The sequence below is a fragment of the Mycolicibacterium sarraceniae genome (assembly GCF_010731875.1).
GTDB classification, from domain to species: Bacteria; Actinomycetota; Actinomycetes; order Mycobacteriales; family Mycobacteriaceae; genus Mycobacterium; species Mycobacterium sarraceniae.
In genome coordinates, this window is record NZ_AP022595.1 from 2,937,992 (window position 1) to 2,953,750 (window position 15,759).

Consider the following 15,759-nt stretch of genomic DNA (forward strand, 5'->3'; position numbering starts at 1 on the left):
TGCGCGAACGTTTCCGCGCAGAAGTTCCCGGACTACGTCCGCAGCGCGTCCATCCCGGGCGCCAGCAGCCCGTCCAACGCCGACCACGGAACCGTGATCGTCGGCGTCCCGTGGAAGAACTGGTAGTCGGCGAAGTGGATCTCCAGCCCATCGGGCGTGGGGATCCAATTGGCGAAGTTCGCCTCTGTCGGCGCGTTGCCCGGCTCGTCGGGCATCGGCGTCGGCCCGACTCCGCTGACCCCGGGCAGCAGCGCCTTCGTCTGCTCCGAGAGCCGATTTAGGCCGGCCTGTTGATCGATGAACAGATCCGCGAGCGTGACGGGCTTACCCGACCGCGAGTCGATCACCACGGTGCTCACATAGCTGCTCGGATGAGCCGACGGAACATGCACATAAATGCCGCTGATCAGTTCCGACACCGATGCACCGCCAAAGTAGATCTGTGGCTGGGTCTCAAACGTCCAGGTCCCGTCCGGATCGGCGCTGGTCTTGACCGGTTCGAGCTGTCCGGACGCTGATGCGTGCACTGCGTTGTTGAACGCCCCGGCGACCCGGGGATCACCACCGGTAATGGTGTCGACCACCAGTGTCCAGCGGCCCCGGCCGTCGGTGGTGGCATCTCCGGCGGTGGAACGGGTGACCGAGTACTTCTGCTTGTTAGAGACGCCGCTGGTCGGCGCGGCCGTAGTAGGTGACGCGCCGGCACTGGCCGATGTCGTAGCGGCCTTGGAGGTCCCTGTCGTGGTGCCCTTGGTGCCTGCGGACCCACCACAGGCGGTGAGCCCGATTGCCAACGCCACGACGACGACCGCTCCTCGATGGCTGCGTGTGCTCATGGCTATCATTCTGTCAGGCGGGTGCCCGGCGCCGTGAATAGATCATGACAGCGCCTGTCGCCCAACAGTTTTCGCAGTACAGCTTTACTGTGCCGCGGGTGCCACGCGCAAGCCCGGCAGGACGTATCGGCGCATGAACCGCAGCACCGCGTCGTAGTCGTCGGGGTCCAGTGTCTCGCCGGGAACGGTGCCGAGGCTGATCTGAAGCCTGGCCACCCACTCGGCGGCCTCGTCGAGTTGCGTCTCAGCGTGGATCTCACCCCGATCGCGCGCCGCTTCCAGGTAGGGCTGCCAGAACCGCCCGAGATCGGGCACCAGGCCCTGCACACCGGCGCCGGCGCAGGCCGCGAACTCTTCAGGTTCGTCGCGGCGCAGCTGCATCACGAGCGCGCCGGGGGAGTCGTAGGCGCTGCGGCCCAGTCGCACCCCGACTGCCAATTGCTCTTCGAAGGCGTCGATCGCGTCCAATACCTGATGCGATTCGGCCCAGAACGCGTTGTTGAGGCGCACGATCGCCGCACCCAACAGGGACGCCTTGTCGGGGTAGTGCCGATACAGCCAGCCTCGCGATACGCCTGCGGCCTCGGCCACCTCGGATACCGTCGTTGCTCGAATGCCTTTGGCTCGCAGACAGAGTTCAGCGGCGTCGACCAGTCGTTCCTGGACGGATCTGGCCGCTTGCTGGCTGTCGGCGTCGGCGCTGGCAGTCACCCTCGTGATCCTCCTCGTATCGACGCGACATTCCCGATGCGGACATCCTTCCAAACCCGGGCCCGCGAGGGGGCCGGTGCGTGGTGGACAGATTTGTCATTCTGTTTACCCTGCGCTTCTATTGTGACGTAGCGCACCGCATATCGCGGGAGATGACCGAAGACGGGAGTTCCGTGGCCGAGACTGTCCAGCAGCTGCTCCGCGAACGTCTCGACGAATCCACCCCGGCGGTGAAGTTCGGCGAGCAGGTGTGGACGTGGCGCGAACATCTTGACGAGGCCGCCCGACAGGCCGCCGCACTGATCGCGATCGCTGACCCGGACCGGCCGTTGCACGTGGGAACGCTGCTGGGTAATACCCCCGCGATGCTCACCGCCATGGCGGCCGCCGGCCTCGGCGGCTACGTGCTGTGCGGGGTGAACAACACCCGCCGCGGCGCCGCACTGGCTCGTGACATCGTCAAAGCCGATTGTCAGATCCTGCTCACCGATTCGGCCGATCGCGAGCTGCTCGAGGGCTTGGACCTGCCGGGAGTCAGGGTGTTTGACGTCGACGCTCCCGAATGGGCGGCCCTGCTGGCTGAAGCGGGGGAGCTGACCCCTTACCGGGAAGTCACCGCCACCGACACGTTCATGCTGATCTTCACCTCCGGCACCAGCGGTGAACCCAAGGCGGTCCAGGTCGCCCAGATGATGGTTCCGTTCGCCGGTGTCGCGCTGGTCGACCGGTTCGCGATCACTGCCGCCGATGTCTGCTACCTGTCGATGCCGCTGTTTCACTCCAACGCGTTGATGGCGGGCTGGGCGGTGGCACTCAACGCGGGCGCGGCGATGGCGCCCGCGTCGTTCTCGGCATCTGGCCTGCTGGCCGATCTACGCCGCTATGGCGCCACCTACATGAACTACGTCGGCAAGCCGCTGGCCTATGTGCTGGCCACCGCGGAACAGCCCGACGACCACGACAACCCCCTGCGGGTCGCCTTCGGTAACGAGGCCACCGACCGCGACATCGCCGAATTCAGCCGCCGTTTCGGCTGCGCGGTGTGGGACGGATTCGGCTCCACCGAGGGCGCGATCATCATCACCCGCGAGGACGACTGTCCACCCGGCTCGGTCGGCCGCGGGTTTCCTGGTGTGGCCATCTATGACTCGGAGACTCGAACAGAGTGCGCCACAGCGGTTTTCGACGAAAGCGGGGCGCTGGCCAACCCGGATGAGGCGATCGGCGAGATCGTCAACACCACTGGCGGGGGCATGTTCGGCGGCTATTACAACGACAGCAATGCCACCGACGAACGCCTGCGGCATGGTATGTACTGGTCCGGTGACCTCGGCTACCGCGACGCCGACGGCTGGATCTTCCTGGCCGGGCGCACCGCGGACTGGATGCGGGTGGACGGCGAGAACATGGCCGCCGCGCCCATCGAGCGCATCATCCAGCGGCTGCCCCAGGTCAGCCAGGTGGCGGTGTACCCGGTGCCCGACGAGCACACAGGTGATCAGGTGATGGCGGCGATCGTGCTGGCCGACGGTGCCCAGCTCGCCCCGGCAGACCTCGCCGAGTTCTTGGCGCAGCAGTCCGATCTGTCGCCCAAGGCGTGGCCGCGGCACGTCTGGGTCGCCGACGAACTGCCGGCCACCGCCACCAACAAGGTGCTCAAACGGGAGCTCATCGCCCGCGGCACGCAGCCGGGAGCAGGTGTGGTCTGGACGCGCGCCGCCCGGGCCACGAGCTACGCGGAATAGCCCGGGACGACGACGTGTTTGGGCAGGTGACGGTCAACCTGGCATACTGGGCCGTCGACCACCTCAGGTACCGGTTCACGCTCGATTACCAGGTAAAACAGTAGGGCGACCCGGCGACCACCGAATGCAGAGGACACCATGAAGACAGGGATTCATCCCGCCTACGCCGAGACCAACGTGGTCTGCGGTTGTGGCAACTCGTTCACCACCCGTAGCACCAAGGACGGCGGCCAAATCACCGTCGAGGTGTGCTCCCAGTGCCACCCGTTCTATACCGGCAAGCAGAAGATCCTCGACAGCGGCGGCCGCGTGGCCCGCTTCGAGAAGCGCTATGGCAAGCGCAAGACGGCGGATTCGGCCGACAAGTAGCTGTCTTACCGACGCCCGCTCTGCCGCCTAGTGCGCAGGCCGGGCGTCGGTTTGCGTTTGGGAGCAGCTGAGTCGGAGAGGAGAAGCCAGACATGACGCACGCGACGGTTGAAGCCGTGCTGACCGAACACGCTGACCTCGAACGTCAGCTGTCCGATCCTGCCCTGCACAACGACGCGGGCAACGCCCGCCGAGTCGGGCGCCGCTTCGCCCAGCTGGCACCGATTGTCACGACCTACCGCCGGTTGGAGACCGCACGCGGCGACCTCGACGCCGCCCGCGAGCTGGCTGCCGAGGACTCCTCGTTCGCCGCGGAGGTGCCCGAGCTGGAGGCCAGGGTCGCCGAGCTCGACGCCCACCTCACCGACCTGCTGGCTCCCCGTGATCCGCACGACGCCGATGACATCGTCCTCGAGGTCAAATCCGGTGAGGGCGGAGAGGAGTCGGCGCTATTCGCCGGCGACCTGGCCCGGATGTACATCAGGTACGCGGAGCGGCACGGCTGGACCGTCACCATGCTCGACGAGACATGGTCGGATCTCGGCGGTTACAAGGACGCCACACTGTCCATCCGCAGCAAGGGCGATTCGGCCGACGGCGTCTGGTCGCGGATGAAGTTCGAGGGCGGCGTGCACCGTGTCCAGCGGGTGCCGGTCACCGAATCGCAGGGCCGGGTGCACACCTCGGCTGCCGGTGTTCTGGTCTATCCCGAACCTGAAGACGTCGAGGCCGTCCAGATCGACGAGTCCGACCTGCGGATCGACGTGTACCGAAGCTCCGGCAAGGGCGGCCAGGGCGTCAACACCACCGATTCCGCGGTCCGGATCACGCACCTGCCCAGCGGTATCGTCGTGACCTGCCAGAACGAGCGCTCCCAGCTGCAGAACAAGGCCCGCGCGATGATCGTGCTGGCCGCGCGTCTGCAGGCGCTGGCCGAAGAACAGGCTTCAGCGGATGCCTCCGCCGACCGGGCCAGTCAGATCCGCACCGTCGACCGCAGCGAGCGAATCCGCACCTATAACTTCCCGGAGAACCGGATCGCCGATCACCGGATCAATTTCAAGGCGCACAACCTCGACCAGGTGCTCGACGGCGAGCTCGACCCGCTGCTGGACGCGCTGGCCGAGGCCGATAAGCAGGCAAGGCTGCAGCAGGCATGACGCGCCTGCGGCAAGCCATTGATATGGCTACCGCTGCCCTCGCCGAGGCGGGTATCGACTCGGCGCGCACCGATGCTGAGCTGCTGGCCGCGCACCTGGTCGGCGTCAACCGTGGCCGGCTGGCCGCGATCGACGAGCCCGACGCCGATTTCTTCACCCGCTACGACGAGGTGATCGGCGCTCGGCGCAGCCGGATCCCGCTGCAACACCTCACCGGCTCGGCGGCGTTCGGGCCGCTGGAGCTGCGGGTCGGGCCCGGGGTGTTCATCCCGCGCCCGGAGACCGAAGCCCTGCTGGAATGGGCCATGGCCCAAAGCCTGCCCGCGCATCCGCTGATCGTGGACCTGTGCACCGGATCGGGTGCACTGGCCGTCGCGCTGGCCACGCACTGGCCGCGGGCACGGGTGATCGCCGTCGATGACGACGCGACCGCACTGGACTACGCGCGCCGTAATGCCGAATCGACGACGGTCGAGTTGGTGCAGGCCGACGTCACCGTCCCCGGGTTACTCACAGAGCTGCGCGGTAGCGTCGACCTCGTGGTGTCCAATCCGCCGTACATCCCCGCCGGGGCAGTGCTGGATCCCGAAGTGGCCGACCATGACCCGGCGCATGCGCTGTTCGGCGGCACCGACGGTATGGCCGTCATCGTGCCGATCGCGAGTCTGGCCGGCGACTGGCTCAAGCCCGGCGGCCTGTTCGCCGTCGAGCATGACGACTCCACATCGGATTACACCGTCGAAACCATTAGCAGCACGAGGGTTTTCACGTCAATAACCCCACGTCGCGATCTGGCCGGCCGGCCCCGGTTCGTGACGGCCTGCCGCGACCGACGCGACACGAAGGAGCCAGCGTGACCCAGGTGTTCGACTGTGCCGACGCCAGCCAGCGCGCCGAGGCCATCACCGCGGCCGCTGCCGCGGTAAAGAGCGGCCGACTGGTGGTGATGCCCACCGACACCGTCTACGGGATCGGCGCTGACGCCTTCGACAACGAGGCTGTCGCCGCGCTCCTGGCCGCCAAGGGCCGCGGCCGCGATATGCCGGTCGGCGTGCTGGTCGGTTCCTGGCACACCATCGAAGGTCTGGTGTACTCCGTTCCGCACAGCGCCCGTGAATTGATCCGCGCCTTCTGGCCCGGTGCGCTGAGCCTCGTTGTGCAGCAAGCCCCCTCGCTGCAGTGGGATCTCGGCGACGCCCGGGGGACCGTTATGCTGCGGATGCCGCTGCACCCAGTGGCCATCGAACTGCTGCGCGAGACCGGCCCGATGGCGGTGTCCAGCGCCAACCTCTCCGGGCGTCGGGCGGCCACGACGTCCGAGGAAGCCCAGCGTCAGCTCGCCGATCTGGTTCAGGTGTACCTCGATGCCGGGCCATCCCAGGAACAGGCCGCCTCGACGATCGTCGACCTCACCGGTTCCACCCCGCGTCTGTTGCGGGAGGGTCCGATCAGCGCCGCGGCCATCGCCGAGGTGCTCGGGACCGACGTCGCCTCCCTGACGGCCTGATGGTTGCGCTCTTGGCGAGCACCCTCGCCGACCGTGGCGCCGGTGTTCCATTGCGCGAGTTGGCACTTGTCGGTCTGACCGCAGCGATCATCACCTACTTCGGCACCGGCTGGGTCCGCGTGCTGGCCACCCGCCTGGGCGCGGTGGCCTACCCGCGCGAGCGCGACGTGCACATCAAACCGACCCCGCGCATGGGCGGGCTGGCGATGTACGTCGGGGTAGTCACCGCCGTCTTCCTGGCTTCCCAGCTGCCGGCGCTGGCCCGCGGTTTCATCTACTCCTCGGGCATGCCCGCGGTGGTGGTCGCCGGCGGGCTGATCATGGGGATCGGATTGATCGATGACCGGTGGGGCCTGGATGCGCTGACGAAATTCGCCGGGCAGATCACCGCGGCCAGCGTGCTGGTCACCATGGGTGTCGCCTGGAGCGTGCTGTACATCCCGATCGGCGGGGTCGGCACGATCGTGCTGGACCAGGTGTCATCAATCCTGCTGACCCTGGCGCTCACGGTGTCGATCGTCAACGCGATGAACTTCGTCGACGGGCTCGACGGACTGGCCGCCGGGCTCGGGCTGATCACCGCTCTGGCGATCTGCGTCTTCTCGGTCGGCCTGCTCCGCGATCACGGCGGCGACGTGCTGTTCTACCCGCCGGCGGTGATCTCGGTGGTGTTGGCCGGTGCCTGTCTGGGATTCCTGCCGCACAACTTCTACCGGGCCAAGATCTTCATGGGCGATTCCGGCTCGATGCTGGTGGGCCTGATGCTGGCGGCCGCGTCCACCACGGCGGCAGGCCCGATATCCCAGAGCGCCTACGGCGCGCGGGACGTCTTCGCCCTGCTGTCGCCGTTCCTGCTGGTATTCGCGGTGATGCTGGTGCCGGCTCTGGACACGTTGCTGGCGATCGTGCGGCGCACCCGCGCCGGCCGCAGTCCGCTGAGCCCGGACAAGATGCATCTGCATCATCGGCTGCTGCAGATCGGGCACTCGCATCGCCGCGCGGTGCTGCTGATCTACCTGTGGGTGGGCATCATCGCGTTCGGCGCGGCCGCCACCATTTTCTTCGATCCGCGCTACACCGGGGCGGTCATGCTGGCCGCGATCGTGGTCGCCGTCGTGGTCACTTTGGTCCCGCTGTTGCGCCGTCGCGACGACGACTACGAGGGACTTTACGACAGTAAGTAGTAGACGTGTTTTCTGCCGTCTACCATGTGGTACGGTGCTGGCAGAACCCGAAGAAACCTCGCGGGTTGCCGGCCCGGCCCATCGGAGTCACGCCCGATCGGAGCCGATTTACGACCGACAAAGGGAGCTGCCCCTTGGGTGATTCCAGCGCGCATGTCGCCCTCCGATACGCTCGGCGGGCCAGCACGCAGAAATCGCTCGACCGGCTCTCGCGAACGCAAGATTGAGGTGAACCTGTGACGACGCCAGCGCACGATGCGCCGTTGGTGTTCCCGTCCGTTGCCTTCCGGCCCGTGCGGCTGCTTGCGATCTGCGCGGTGCTGACGGCGGTCGTCGTCATTGCGGCCGCGACGGCAGGGCCCTACATCATGTTCGGCGTCTTCTTCGGTGTCGGCCTGGCGCTGGGTCTGCTCAACGCGGTGCTCGTGCAGCGGTCGGTGGAGTCGATCACCGCGGGGGATCACCCGCTCAAGCGCAAGATGGCCCTCAACTCGGCGACGCGGCTGCTGGTGATCACCGCGATCGGGCTGACCATCGCGATCCTGTTCCGCCCGCTCGGGCTCGGCGTGCTTTTTGGCTTGGCGTTGTTCCAAGTTCTGCTGGTTTTGAGCACAGCGTTGCCGGTGTGGAAAAAAATTCGCACCGGAGACGACGACGCGGCTGACGTAACGACGGCTCCCGGGGCTGCTGGCTCCGCCGACGAAGCACCGAAGGATTGAACGCACGATGAGTGAACGAATCCTCGCCGAGGCCGCCATCGAGGTCGGCCATCACCCCACCGCCGAGTGGCTGGGGCTGACGGTGAACACTGACACGGTTCTGGCGACGGCGATCGCCGGTGCTGTTGTCATCGCTCTGGCCTTCGTGCTGCGCGCGAAGGTGACGGCCACAGGTGTGCCCGGCGGTGTGCAACTGCTCTGGGAGACCCTGACCACTCAGATGCGGGGCCAGATCGAGTCGGCGATCGGCATGAAGGTCGCCCCGTTCGTGCTACCGCTGGCCGTGACGCTGTTCATCTTCATCCTGATCGCCAACTGGATCTCGGTGCTGCCGGTGCAGTACGGGACCGCAGACGGCGGTACCCACGAGCTGCTCAAGCCGCCCGCTGCCGATATCAACTTCGTGTTAGCGCTCGCGCTGTTCGTGTTCCTCTGCTACCACGCGGCCGGCATCTGGCGTCGCGGTCTGATCGGCCACCCGGTCAAGGTGCTGAAGGGTCACGTCGCGTTCTTGGCCCCGATCAACCTCGTCGAGGAAATCGCCAAGCCGATCTCGTTGTCACTCCGACTTTTCGGCAATATCTTCGCCGGCGGCATCATGGTCGCGCTGATCGCGCTGTTCCCGCCCTACATCATGTGGGCGCCCAACGCGATCTGGAAGACGTTCGACTTGTTCGTCGGCCTGATCCAGGCGTTCATCTTCGCGCTGTTGACGATTCTCTACTTCAGCCAGTCCATGGAACTGGATGAGGAGCACCACTGAAAGACGTGTTCGACCCCCGAACCACCCACAGCCTGGTAGGAGTCCTACCAGCAATCAAGGAGGATAAGGAATGGCAGACCCCACCATTGTCGCTGGCGCCCTGATCGGCGGCGGCCTCATCTTGGGCGGCGGTGCCATCGGCGCCGGCATCGGCGACGGTATCGCCGGCAACGCCCTGATTTCCGGCATCGCCCGGCAGCCTGAGGCCCAGGGACGGCTGTTCACGCCGTTCTTCATCACCGTTGGTCTGGTGGAGGCGGCGTACTTTATCAACCTGGCGTTCATGGCCCTGTTCGTGTTCGCCACGCCTGGCGCTTCCTAGTCCGCATGGGGGAGCACAGCGTCACCCTGTTGGCGGCCGGTCAAGAAGGAAGTGCTGGTGGCACCCAGAACTTCCTCGTCCCCAACGGCACCTTCTTCTTCGTCCTGGCCATTTTCTTGATCGTGCTGGCCGTGATCGGCACATTTGTCGTGCCGCCGATCCAGAAGGTGCTCGGTGAGCGCGAGAAGATGGTCGCCAAGACCACCGAGGACAACCGCAAAGCCAACGAGTTCGAGGCCGCTGCCGACTCCGATTACCGCAAGGAGATGGCTTCGGCCCGCGCCGGGGCTTCCGCCATCCGCGACGAGGCCAGGTCGGAAGGTCGCAAGATCCTCGACGAGCACAAGGGCCGCGCCAGCGAGGAAGCAGCGGCGATGCTGCAGCAGGCCGCCAATGAGCTCACGTTGCAAGGCGATTCCGTCGCGGCCGACCTGAGGTCGTCGGTGGACTCGCTGTCGGCAACGCTGGCCAGCCGGGTCCTGGGTGTCAGCCTCACTAACGGCGTCACCAGCGAGTCGGCGACTACGGCGCCGGGAAGGTAGGACATGTCAACCTTCATCGGACAGCTCATCGGCTTTCTGGTCATCGTGGCGATCATCTGGCGGTACGTGGTGCCACCGGTGAAACGCATGATGGCCAATCAGCAGGACGCGGTGCGTACGCAGCTCGACGACAGCTCCAAGGCCACCAAGCGGCTTGCTGACGCCGACAAGCATCACGCGGCGCGGGTCGGCGAAGCCAAGGCCGAGGCCAAGCACATCGTCGAAGAGGCCCGAGTCGACGCCGAGCGCATCGTCGAGCAGCTTCGCGCGCAAGCCGATGTCGAGGTCGAGCGGATCAAAGTTCAAGGCGGACAACAAATTCAGTTGTTGCGCGCCCAGCTGATCCGGCAACTGCGCCAAGACCTCGGCAGCGAGTCGGTGCGACGCGCGGGCGAGCTGGTGCGTGCCCACGTCGCTGATTCGCAGGCGCAGTCGGCCACCGTCGACCGGTTCCTCGATGAACTGGACTCGATGGCGCCGGCCGCTTTCACCCCGGAGACGGGTTCGGATCTGCGGTCGGCCAGCCGCGAGGCGCAGGCCGCGGTGGTGGAGAAATTCGACGCGGTGTCGTCGGGGTTGTCCGCCGAAGACCTGTCGAGCCTGTCCGATGACCTCGCCTCGGTGGCCGGGCTGCTGATCGGCGAGCCGATCCTAGCCCGTCATCTGGCCCAGTCCTCCGGTGAGACCGATGCCAAGAAGCAACTGGTGCACCGGCTTCTCGACGGCAAGGTCGGGGCCAATGCCCTGGCGGTGCTGGAGACCGCGGGATCGGTGCGCTGGTCGCACACGGGGGATCTGGTCGACGTCATCGAACACGTCGCCCGGCTCGCCCTGCTACTTCGCGCCGAGCGCGATGAGCAGGCCGATGAGGTCGAGGAGCAGCTCTTCCGCTTCACTCGCATTCTCGACGAGCAGCCCCGGCTGAGCACTCTTCTCGGCGATTACACGACTCCTGCCGCGGGCCGGGTCGCGTTGCTGCGCAAGATTCTTGGTGACGGCAACGGCGCAAACGCGACCGCGACCGCCCTGCTGGTCCAGACGATCAGCCTGGTGCGCGGCGAGCGAGCCGACGAAGCGGTGCTGTCACTGGCGCAGCTTGCGGTCGCCCGCCGTGGCGAGATCGTCGCCCACGTGAGTGCGGCTTCCGAGCTCGGTGCGGCGCAGCGCACGCGCTTGACCGAGATCTTGACCCGGATCTACAACCACCCGGTTTCGGTGCAGCTGAACATCGATCCCTCCCTGCTGGGCGGCCTTTCGGTCGCCGTCGGCGACGAGGTGATCGACGGGACGTTGTCCGCACGGCTCGAGGCAGCCGTGACGCAACTCCCTGATTAGCCGACCGGCCACCCCCGAACCCCAAGACCCAAAACAAAGGCAGGAAGACGAAAAGCCATGGCAGAGTTGACAATCTCGGCTGACGACATCCAGGGCGCCGTCCAGGAGTACGTCTCGAGCTTCGAGGCGGATTCCGGGCGCGAGGAGATCGGCACCGTCATCGACGCCGGCGACGGCATCGCCCACGTCGAGGGTCTGCCCTCGGTGATGACTCAGGAGCTGCTGGAGTTCCCCGGTGGCGTGCTCGGTGTCGCGCTCAACCTCGACGAGCACAGCGTCGGTGCGGTCATCCTGGGTGAGTTCGAGAAGATCGCCGAGGGCCAGCAGGTCAAGCGCACCAACGAGGTGCTCTCGGTACCCGTCGGTGACGCCTTCCTGGGCCGCGTCATCAACCCGCTTGGCCAGCCGATCGACGGCCAGGGCGACATCGAGGCCGAGGAGCGCCGCGTCCTTGAGCTGCAGGCACCTTCGGTGGTGCAGCGCCAGGGCGTCAGTGAGCCGCTGCAGACCGGTATCAAGGCCATCGACGCGATGACCCCGATCGGCCGCGGCCAGCGCCAGCTGATCATCGGCGACCGCAAGACGGGTAAGACCGCTGTCTGCGTCGACACGATCCTCAACCAGCGCGAAGCCTGGGAGACCGGCGATCCCAACCAGCAGGTGCGCTGCGTGTACGTCGCGATCGGCCAGAAGGGCACCACGATCGCCTCGGTGAAGCGGGCACTCGAAGACGGTGGCGCGATGGAGTACACCACCATCGTCGCCGCCCCGGCTTCTGACGCCGCCGGCTTCAAATGGCTTGCGCCCTACACCGGTTCGGCCATCGGCCAGCACTGGATGTACAACGGCAAGCACGTCCTGATCGTGTTCGACGATCTGTCCAAGCAGGCCGACGCCTACCGCGCGATCTCGCTGCTGCTGCGCCGCCCGCCGGGCCGCGAAGCCTTCCCGGGCGACGTGTTCTACCTGCACTCCCGCCTGCTGGAGCGCTGCGGCAAGCTGTCCGAAGAGCTCGGCGGTGGATCGATGACGGGGCTGCCGATCATCGAGACCAAGGCCAACGACATCTCGGCGTTCATCCCGACCAACGTCATCTCGATCACCGATGGCCAGTGCTTCCTGGAGTCCGACCTGTTCAACCAAGGTGTGCGCCCGGCCGTGAATGTCGGCGTGTCGGTGTCCCGCGTCGGTGGCGCCGCTCAGATTAAGGCCATGAAAGAGGTTGCCGGTTCGCTGCGTCTGGATCTGTCGCAGTACCGCGAGCTGGAGGCCTTCGCGGCCTTCGCCTCGGATCTGGACGCTGCCTCGAAGGCTCAGCTGGACCGCGGTGTGCGCCTGGTCGAGCTCCTCAAGCAGGCCCAGTACAGCCCAATGGCGGTCGAGGATCAGGTCGTCGCGATCTTCCTCGGCACCCAGGGCCACCTGGATTCGGTTCCCGCCGAGGATGTTTCGCGCTTCGAGTCGGAGTTCCTCGAGCACGTGAAGGCCAGCCACGCGGATCTCCTCAGCGGCATCAAGGAGTCCAAGAAGCTCTCCGAGGAACTCGAAGAGAAGCTGGTTTCGGTCATCAACGACTTCAAGAAGGGCTTCGCCGCCACCGACGGCAGCTCGGTGGTCGGCGGCGATGACGCGGCCGAGGCCTTGGACCCCGAGGACCTGGAGAAGGAATCCGTCAAGGTCCGTAAGCCGGCGCCGAAAAAGAACTAGTAGAAGAGCTACAGGACAATGGCAGCCACACTTCGCGAGCTTCGCGGACGTATCAAATCCGCCGCGTCGATCAAGAAGATCACGAAGGCCCAGGAGCTGATCGCCACGTCGCGGATCGCCAAGGCGCAGGCCCGGGTCAATGCGGCCCGGCCCTACGCCAGCGAGATCACCAATATGCTGACCGAACTCGCGGGTGCCAGCGCGCTGGATCACCCGCTGCTGGTCGCGCGGGAGAACCCCAAGCGGGCCGGTGTGCTGGTGGTGTCCTCGGACCGTGGTCTGTGCGGCGGCTACAACGCCAACGTGCTGCGCCGCGCCGAGGAGCTGTTCTCCTTGCTCCGGGATGAGGGCAAGCAGCCGGTGCTCTACGTCGTCGGGCGGAAAGCGTTGGGCTACTACAGCTTCCGGCAGCGTGAGGTTGTCGAGTCGTGGACCGGCTTCTCCGAGCGGCCCGAGTACGAGAACGCCAAGGAGATCGCCGAGACCCTGGTGACCGCGTTCATGTCCGGTGTCGATGACGAGGGTGACGACGCCGGCGCCGACGGCATTCTGGGTGTCGACGAGTTGCACATCGTGTCGACGGAGTTCAAGTCGATGCTGTCGCAGCAGGCCGCGGCGCTGCGGATCGCGCCGATGGTCGTCGAGTATGTCGGTGAGGCGGAATCCGGACCGCACACCCTGTTCTCGTTCGAGCCCAACGCCGAGGAACTGTTCGACTCCCTGCTGCCGCGCTACATCGCGACTCGCGTGTACGCGGCGCTGCTCGAAGCGGCGGCATCGGAGTCGGCGTCTCGCCGCCGTGCGATGAAGTCGGCGACTGATAACGCCGATGATCTGATCAAGGCGCTCACGCTGGCGGCGAACCGCGAACGTCAGGCGCAGATCACCCAGGAAATCAGCGAAATCGTCGGTGGCGCCAACGCGCTGGCCGACGCACGGTAGCCCAATTAACTACACAAGCCACTAGCAAGCGAAAGCGAAGAGGAAATGACTGCTACCGCAGAGAAGACCGCCGGCCGGGTCGTCCGCATCACGGGACCCGTGGTGGACGTCGAGTTCCCGCGTGGCTCGGTCCCCGAACTGTTCAACGCGCTGCACGCCGATATCGCCTACGGCCCGCTTGCCAAGACCCTGACCCTGGAGGTTGCCCAGCACCTGGGTGACAGCCTGGTCCGCTGCATCTCCATGCAGCCCACCGACGGCCTGGTCCGCGGTGTCGAGGTCAGCGACACCGGCGCCTCGATCTCGGTACCGGTCGGCGACGGCGTGAAGGGCCACGTCTTCAATGCCCTTGGTGACTGCCTCGACGAGCCGGGCTATGGCAAGGACTTCGAGCACTGGTCGATCCACCGCAAGCCGCCGGCCTTCGCCGACCTCGAGCCGCGTACGGAAATGCTCGAGACCGGTCTGAAGGTCGTCGACCTGCTGACCCCGTACGTGCGCGGCGGCAAGATCGCCCTGTTCGGTGGTGCCGGCGTGGGCAAGACGGTGCTTATTCAGGAGATGATCAACCGCATCGCCCGTAACTTCGGCGGTACCTCCGTGTTCGCCGGCGTGGGGGAGCGCACCCGTGAGGGCAACGACCTCTGGGTCGAGCTCGCCGACGCCAATGTGCTCAAGGACACCGCGCTGGTGTTCGGCCAGATGGATGAGCCGCCGGGCACACGTATGCGCGTCGCGCTGTCCGCGCTGACGATGGCGGAGTTCTTCCGCGATGAGCAGGGCCAGGACGTGCTGCTGTTCATCGACAACATCTTCCGGTTCACCCAGGCCGGTTCCGAGGTTTCCACGCTGCTCGGCCGGATGCCGTCCGCGGTGGGTTACCAGCCCACCCTGGCTGACGAGATGGGTGAGCTCCAGGAGCGCATCACCTCGACCCGTGGTCGCTCCATCACCTCGATGCAGGCCGTGTACGTGCCCGCCGACGACTACACCGACCCGGCACCGGCCACCACGTTCGCGCACTTGGACGCCACCACCGAGCTTTCGCGGGCGGTGTTCTCCAAGGGCATCTTCCCCGCGGTGGATCCGCTGGCGTCGTCCTCGACGATCCTGCACCCCAGCGTGGTCGGCGACGAGCACTACCGCGTTGCGCAGGAAGTCATCCGGATTCTGCAGCGCTACAAGGACCTTCAGGACATCATCGCCATCCTCGGTATCGACGAGCTCTCCGAAGAGGACAAGGTCCTGGTGTACCGGGCTCGTAAGATCGAGCGCTTCCTGAGCCAGAACATGATGGCTGCCGAGCAGTTCACCGGTCAGCCCGGTTCGACCGTGCCGCTCAAGGAGACCGTCGAGGCCTTCGACAAGCTGGCCAAGGGCGAGTTCGACCACCTGCCCGAGCAGGCGTTCTTCCTGATCGGTGGCCTGGACGACCTGGCGAAGAAGGCCGAAAGCCTCGGCGCCAAGCTGTGATGAGCGCTTGCGCGAAGAACCAAGGGCTTGAGTTCGTGAGCGCTATTCGAAAGGTGGTGTGAGATGGCCGAATTGGACGTCGATATCGTCGCCGTCGAGCGCAAGATCTGGTCGGGTAAGGCGACGTTCGTCTTCACCCGCACCACGTCGGGCGAGATCGGCATCCTGCCTCGCCACATCCCGCTCGTCGCACAGCTTGTGGACGACGCGATGGTGCGCGTCGAGCGGGAGGGTGAGGACGATCTGCGCGTCGCGGTCGACGGCGGCTACCTATCGGTGACCGAGGAAAGCGTGACGATCCTGGCGGAGTCCGCCGAGTTCGAGTCCGAGATCGATGCCGAGGCGGCCAAATCCGACGCGGCCTCCGACGATCCGCAGACCGCCGCCCGCGGTAGGGCGCGCCTGCGCGCCCTGGGCCAGCTCGACTAGACGCGAGCCAGCGAC

17 protein-coding genes are annotated in these 15,759 nt (G+C 66.3%); 15 read left to right on the top strand and 2 right to left on the bottom strand.

Annotated elements, in window-relative coordinates; translation table 11 throughout:
* Positions 1-32: 32 nt before the first annotated feature.
* Entirely contained in the window at positions 33-836 is an 804-nt protein-coding gene (locus tag G6N13_RS14545; RefSeq protein ID WP_235677768.1) for an RsiV family protein, read from the bottom strand.
* Between the two features lie 84 nt (positions 837-920).
* Positions 921-1,547 carry a TetR/AcrR family transcriptional regulator gene (locus G6N13_RS14550; RefSeq protein WP_163698061.1) on the bottom strand — a complete coding sequence of 209 codons (627 nt, stop codon included), beginning with the start codon at positions 1,545-1,547 and terminating at the stop codon, positions 921-923.
* Positions 1,548-1,720: 173 nt separating this feature from the next.
* Here G6N13_RS14550 and fadD1 point away from each other — a divergent pair, with 173 nt between their 5' ends.
* From fadD1 to G6N13_RS14625, 15 genes are all read left to right on the top strand, one after another.
* Positions 1,721-3,292 carry a fatty-acid--CoA ligase FadD1 gene (gene fadD1 / locus G6N13_RS14555; RefSeq protein WP_163698063.1) on the top strand — a complete coding sequence of 524 codons (1,572 nt, stop codon included), beginning with the start codon at positions 1,721-1,723 and terminating at the stop codon, positions 3,290-3,292.
* Positions 3,293-3,430: 138 nt separating this feature from the next.
* Complete coding sequence (gene rpmE, locus G6N13_RS14560) at positions 3,431-3,661, top strand: 50S ribosomal protein L31 (RefSeq protein WP_163698065.1); 231 nt, start codon at positions 3,431-3,433, stop codon at positions 3,659-3,661.
* Positions 3,662-3,753: 92 nt separating this feature from the next.
* Entirely contained in the window at positions 3,754-4,821 is a 1,068-nt protein-coding gene (gene prfA, locus G6N13_RS14565) for a peptide chain release factor 1 (protein ID WP_163698067.1), read from the top strand.
* On the top strand, positions 4,818-5,678 hold the full coding sequence (gene prmC, locus G6N13_RS14570; protein WP_163698069.1) for a peptide chain release factor N(5)-glutamine methyltransferase: 861 nt from the start codon (positions 4,818-4,820) through the stop codon (positions 5,676-5,678). The genes prfA and prmC overlap by 4 nt, the downstream gene beginning before the upstream one ends.
* Positions 5,675-6,328 (top strand): L-threonylcarbamoyladenylate synthase, encoded by a 654-nt coding sequence (locus G6N13_RS14575; protein WP_163698071.1) that lies wholly within the window; start codon positions 5,675-5,677, stop codon positions 6,326-6,328. Before prmC ends, G6N13_RS14575 begins: the two co-directional genes overlap by 4 nt.
* Entirely contained in the window at positions 6,328-7,512 is a 1,185-nt protein-coding gene (locus G6N13_RS14580) for a glycosyltransferase family 4 protein (protein WP_163698073.1), read from the top strand. Before G6N13_RS14575 ends, G6N13_RS14580 begins: the two co-directional genes overlap by 1 nt.
* Positions 7,513-7,748: 236 nt before the next feature.
* The gene (locus tag G6N13_RS14585) at positions 7,749-8,231 is read left to right on the top strand and encodes an ATP synthase subunit I (RefSeq protein WP_163698075.1); all 483 of its coding nucleotides are present in this window, start codon (positions 7,749-7,751) and stop codon (positions 8,229-8,231) included.
* 7 nt (positions 8,232-8,238) lie between these two features.
* A complete protein-coding gene (gene atpB / locus G6N13_RS14590) occupies positions 8,239-8,994 on the top strand; it encodes a F0F1 ATP synthase subunit A (protein ID WP_163698078.1) in 756 nt (251 codons plus the stop codon).
* A 70-nt stretch (positions 8,995-9,064) separates the two neighbouring features.
* On the top strand, positions 9,065-9,316 hold the full coding sequence (locus G6N13_RS14595) for a F0F1 ATP synthase subunit C (RefSeq protein WP_005148260.1): 252 nt from the start codon (positions 9,065-9,067) through the stop codon (positions 9,314-9,316).
* A gap of 5 nt (positions 9,317-9,321) precedes the next feature.
* On the top strand, positions 9,322-9,858 hold the full coding sequence (locus tag G6N13_RS14600; protein WP_163698080.1) for a F0F1 ATP synthase subunit B: 537 nt from the start codon (positions 9,322-9,324) through the stop codon (positions 9,856-9,858).
* A gap of 3 nt (positions 9,859-9,861) precedes the next feature.
* Positions 9,862-11,193 (top strand): F0F1 ATP synthase subunit B/delta, encoded by a 1,332-nt coding sequence (locus G6N13_RS14605; protein WP_163698082.1) that lies wholly within the window; start codon positions 9,862-9,864, stop codon positions 11,191-11,193.
* Between the two features lie 57 nt (positions 11,194-11,250).
* Positions 11,251-12,900: a F0F1 ATP synthase subunit alpha gene (gene atpA / locus G6N13_RS14610; RefSeq protein WP_163698084.1), complete on the top strand. Its 1,650-nt coding sequence runs from the start codon at positions 11,251-11,253 to the stop codon at positions 12,898-12,900.
* Between the two features lie 18 nt (positions 12,901-12,918).
* A complete protein-coding gene (locus G6N13_RS14615; RefSeq protein WP_163698086.1) occupies positions 12,919-13,842 on the top strand; it encodes a F0F1 ATP synthase subunit gamma in 924 nt (307 codons plus the stop codon).
* 45 nt (positions 13,843-13,887) lie between these two features.
* Positions 13,888-15,315 carry a F0F1 ATP synthase subunit beta gene (gene atpD, locus G6N13_RS14620; protein ID WP_094484294.1) on the top strand — a complete coding sequence of 476 codons (1,428 nt, stop codon included), beginning with the start codon at positions 13,888-13,890 and terminating at the stop codon, positions 15,313-15,315.
* A 63-nt stretch (positions 15,316-15,378) separates the two neighbouring features.
* Complete coding sequence (locus G6N13_RS14625; RefSeq protein WP_163698088.1) at positions 15,379-15,744, top strand: F0F1 ATP synthase subunit epsilon; 366 nt, start codon at positions 15,379-15,381, stop codon at positions 15,742-15,744.
* Positions 15,745-15,759: the final 15 nt, after the last annotated feature.

What these genes read in the sequence shown, in the direction of transcription:
- rpmE (WP_163698065.1), top strand. Translation starts at nt 3,431, where the DNA reads ATGAAGACAGGGATTCATCCCGCCTACGCCGAGACCAACGTGGTCTGC.
- G6N13_RS14580 (WP_163698073.1), top strand. Translation starts at nt 6,328, where the DNA reads ATGGTTGCGCTCTTGGCGAGCACCCTCGCCGACCGTGGCGCCGGTGTT.
- atpA (WP_163698084.1), top strand. Translation starts at nt 11,251, where the DNA reads ATGGCAGAGTTGACAATCTCGGCTGACGACATCCAGGGCGCCGTCCAG.
- atpD (WP_094484294.1), top strand. Translation starts at nt 13,888, where the DNA reads ATGACTGCTACCGCAGAGAAGACCGCCGGCCGGGTCGTCCGCATCACG.
- G6N13_RS14595 (WP_005148260.1), top strand. Translation starts at nt 9,065, where the DNA reads ATGGCAGACCCCACCATTGTCGCTGGCGCCCTGATCGGCGGCGGCCTC.
- atpB (WP_163698078.1), top strand. Translation starts at nt 8,239, where the DNA reads ATGAGTGAACGAATCCTCGCCGAGGCCGCCATCGAGGTCGGCCATCAC.
- prmC (WP_163698069.1), top strand. Translation starts at nt 4,818, where the DNA reads ATGACGCGCCTGCGGCAAGCCATTGATATGGCTACCGCTGCCCTCGCC.
- G6N13_RS14605 (WP_163698082.1), top strand. Translation starts at nt 9,862, where the DNA reads ATGTCAACCTTCATCGGACAGCTCATCGGCTTTCTGGTCATCGTGGCG.
- prfA (WP_163698067.1), top strand. Translation starts at nt 3,754, where the DNA reads ATGACGCACGCGACGGTTGAAGCCGTGCTGACCGAACACGCTGACCTC.
- G6N13_RS14615 (WP_163698086.1), top strand. Translation starts at nt 12,919, where the DNA reads ATGGCAGCCACACTTCGCGAGCTTCGCGGACGTATCAAATCCGCCGCG.
- G6N13_RS14625 (WP_163698088.1), top strand. Translation starts at nt 15,379, where the DNA reads ATGGCCGAATTGGACGTCGATATCGTCGCCGTCGAGCGCAAGATCTGG.
- G6N13_RS14600 (WP_163698080.1), top strand. Translation starts at nt 9,322, where the DNA reads ATGGGGGAGCACAGCGTCACCCTGTTGGCGGCCGGTCAAGAAGGAAGT.
- G6N13_RS14545 (WP_235677768.1), bottom strand. Translation starts at nt 836, where the DNA reads ATGAGCACACGCAGCCATCGAGGAGCGGTCGTCGTCGTGGCGTTGGCA.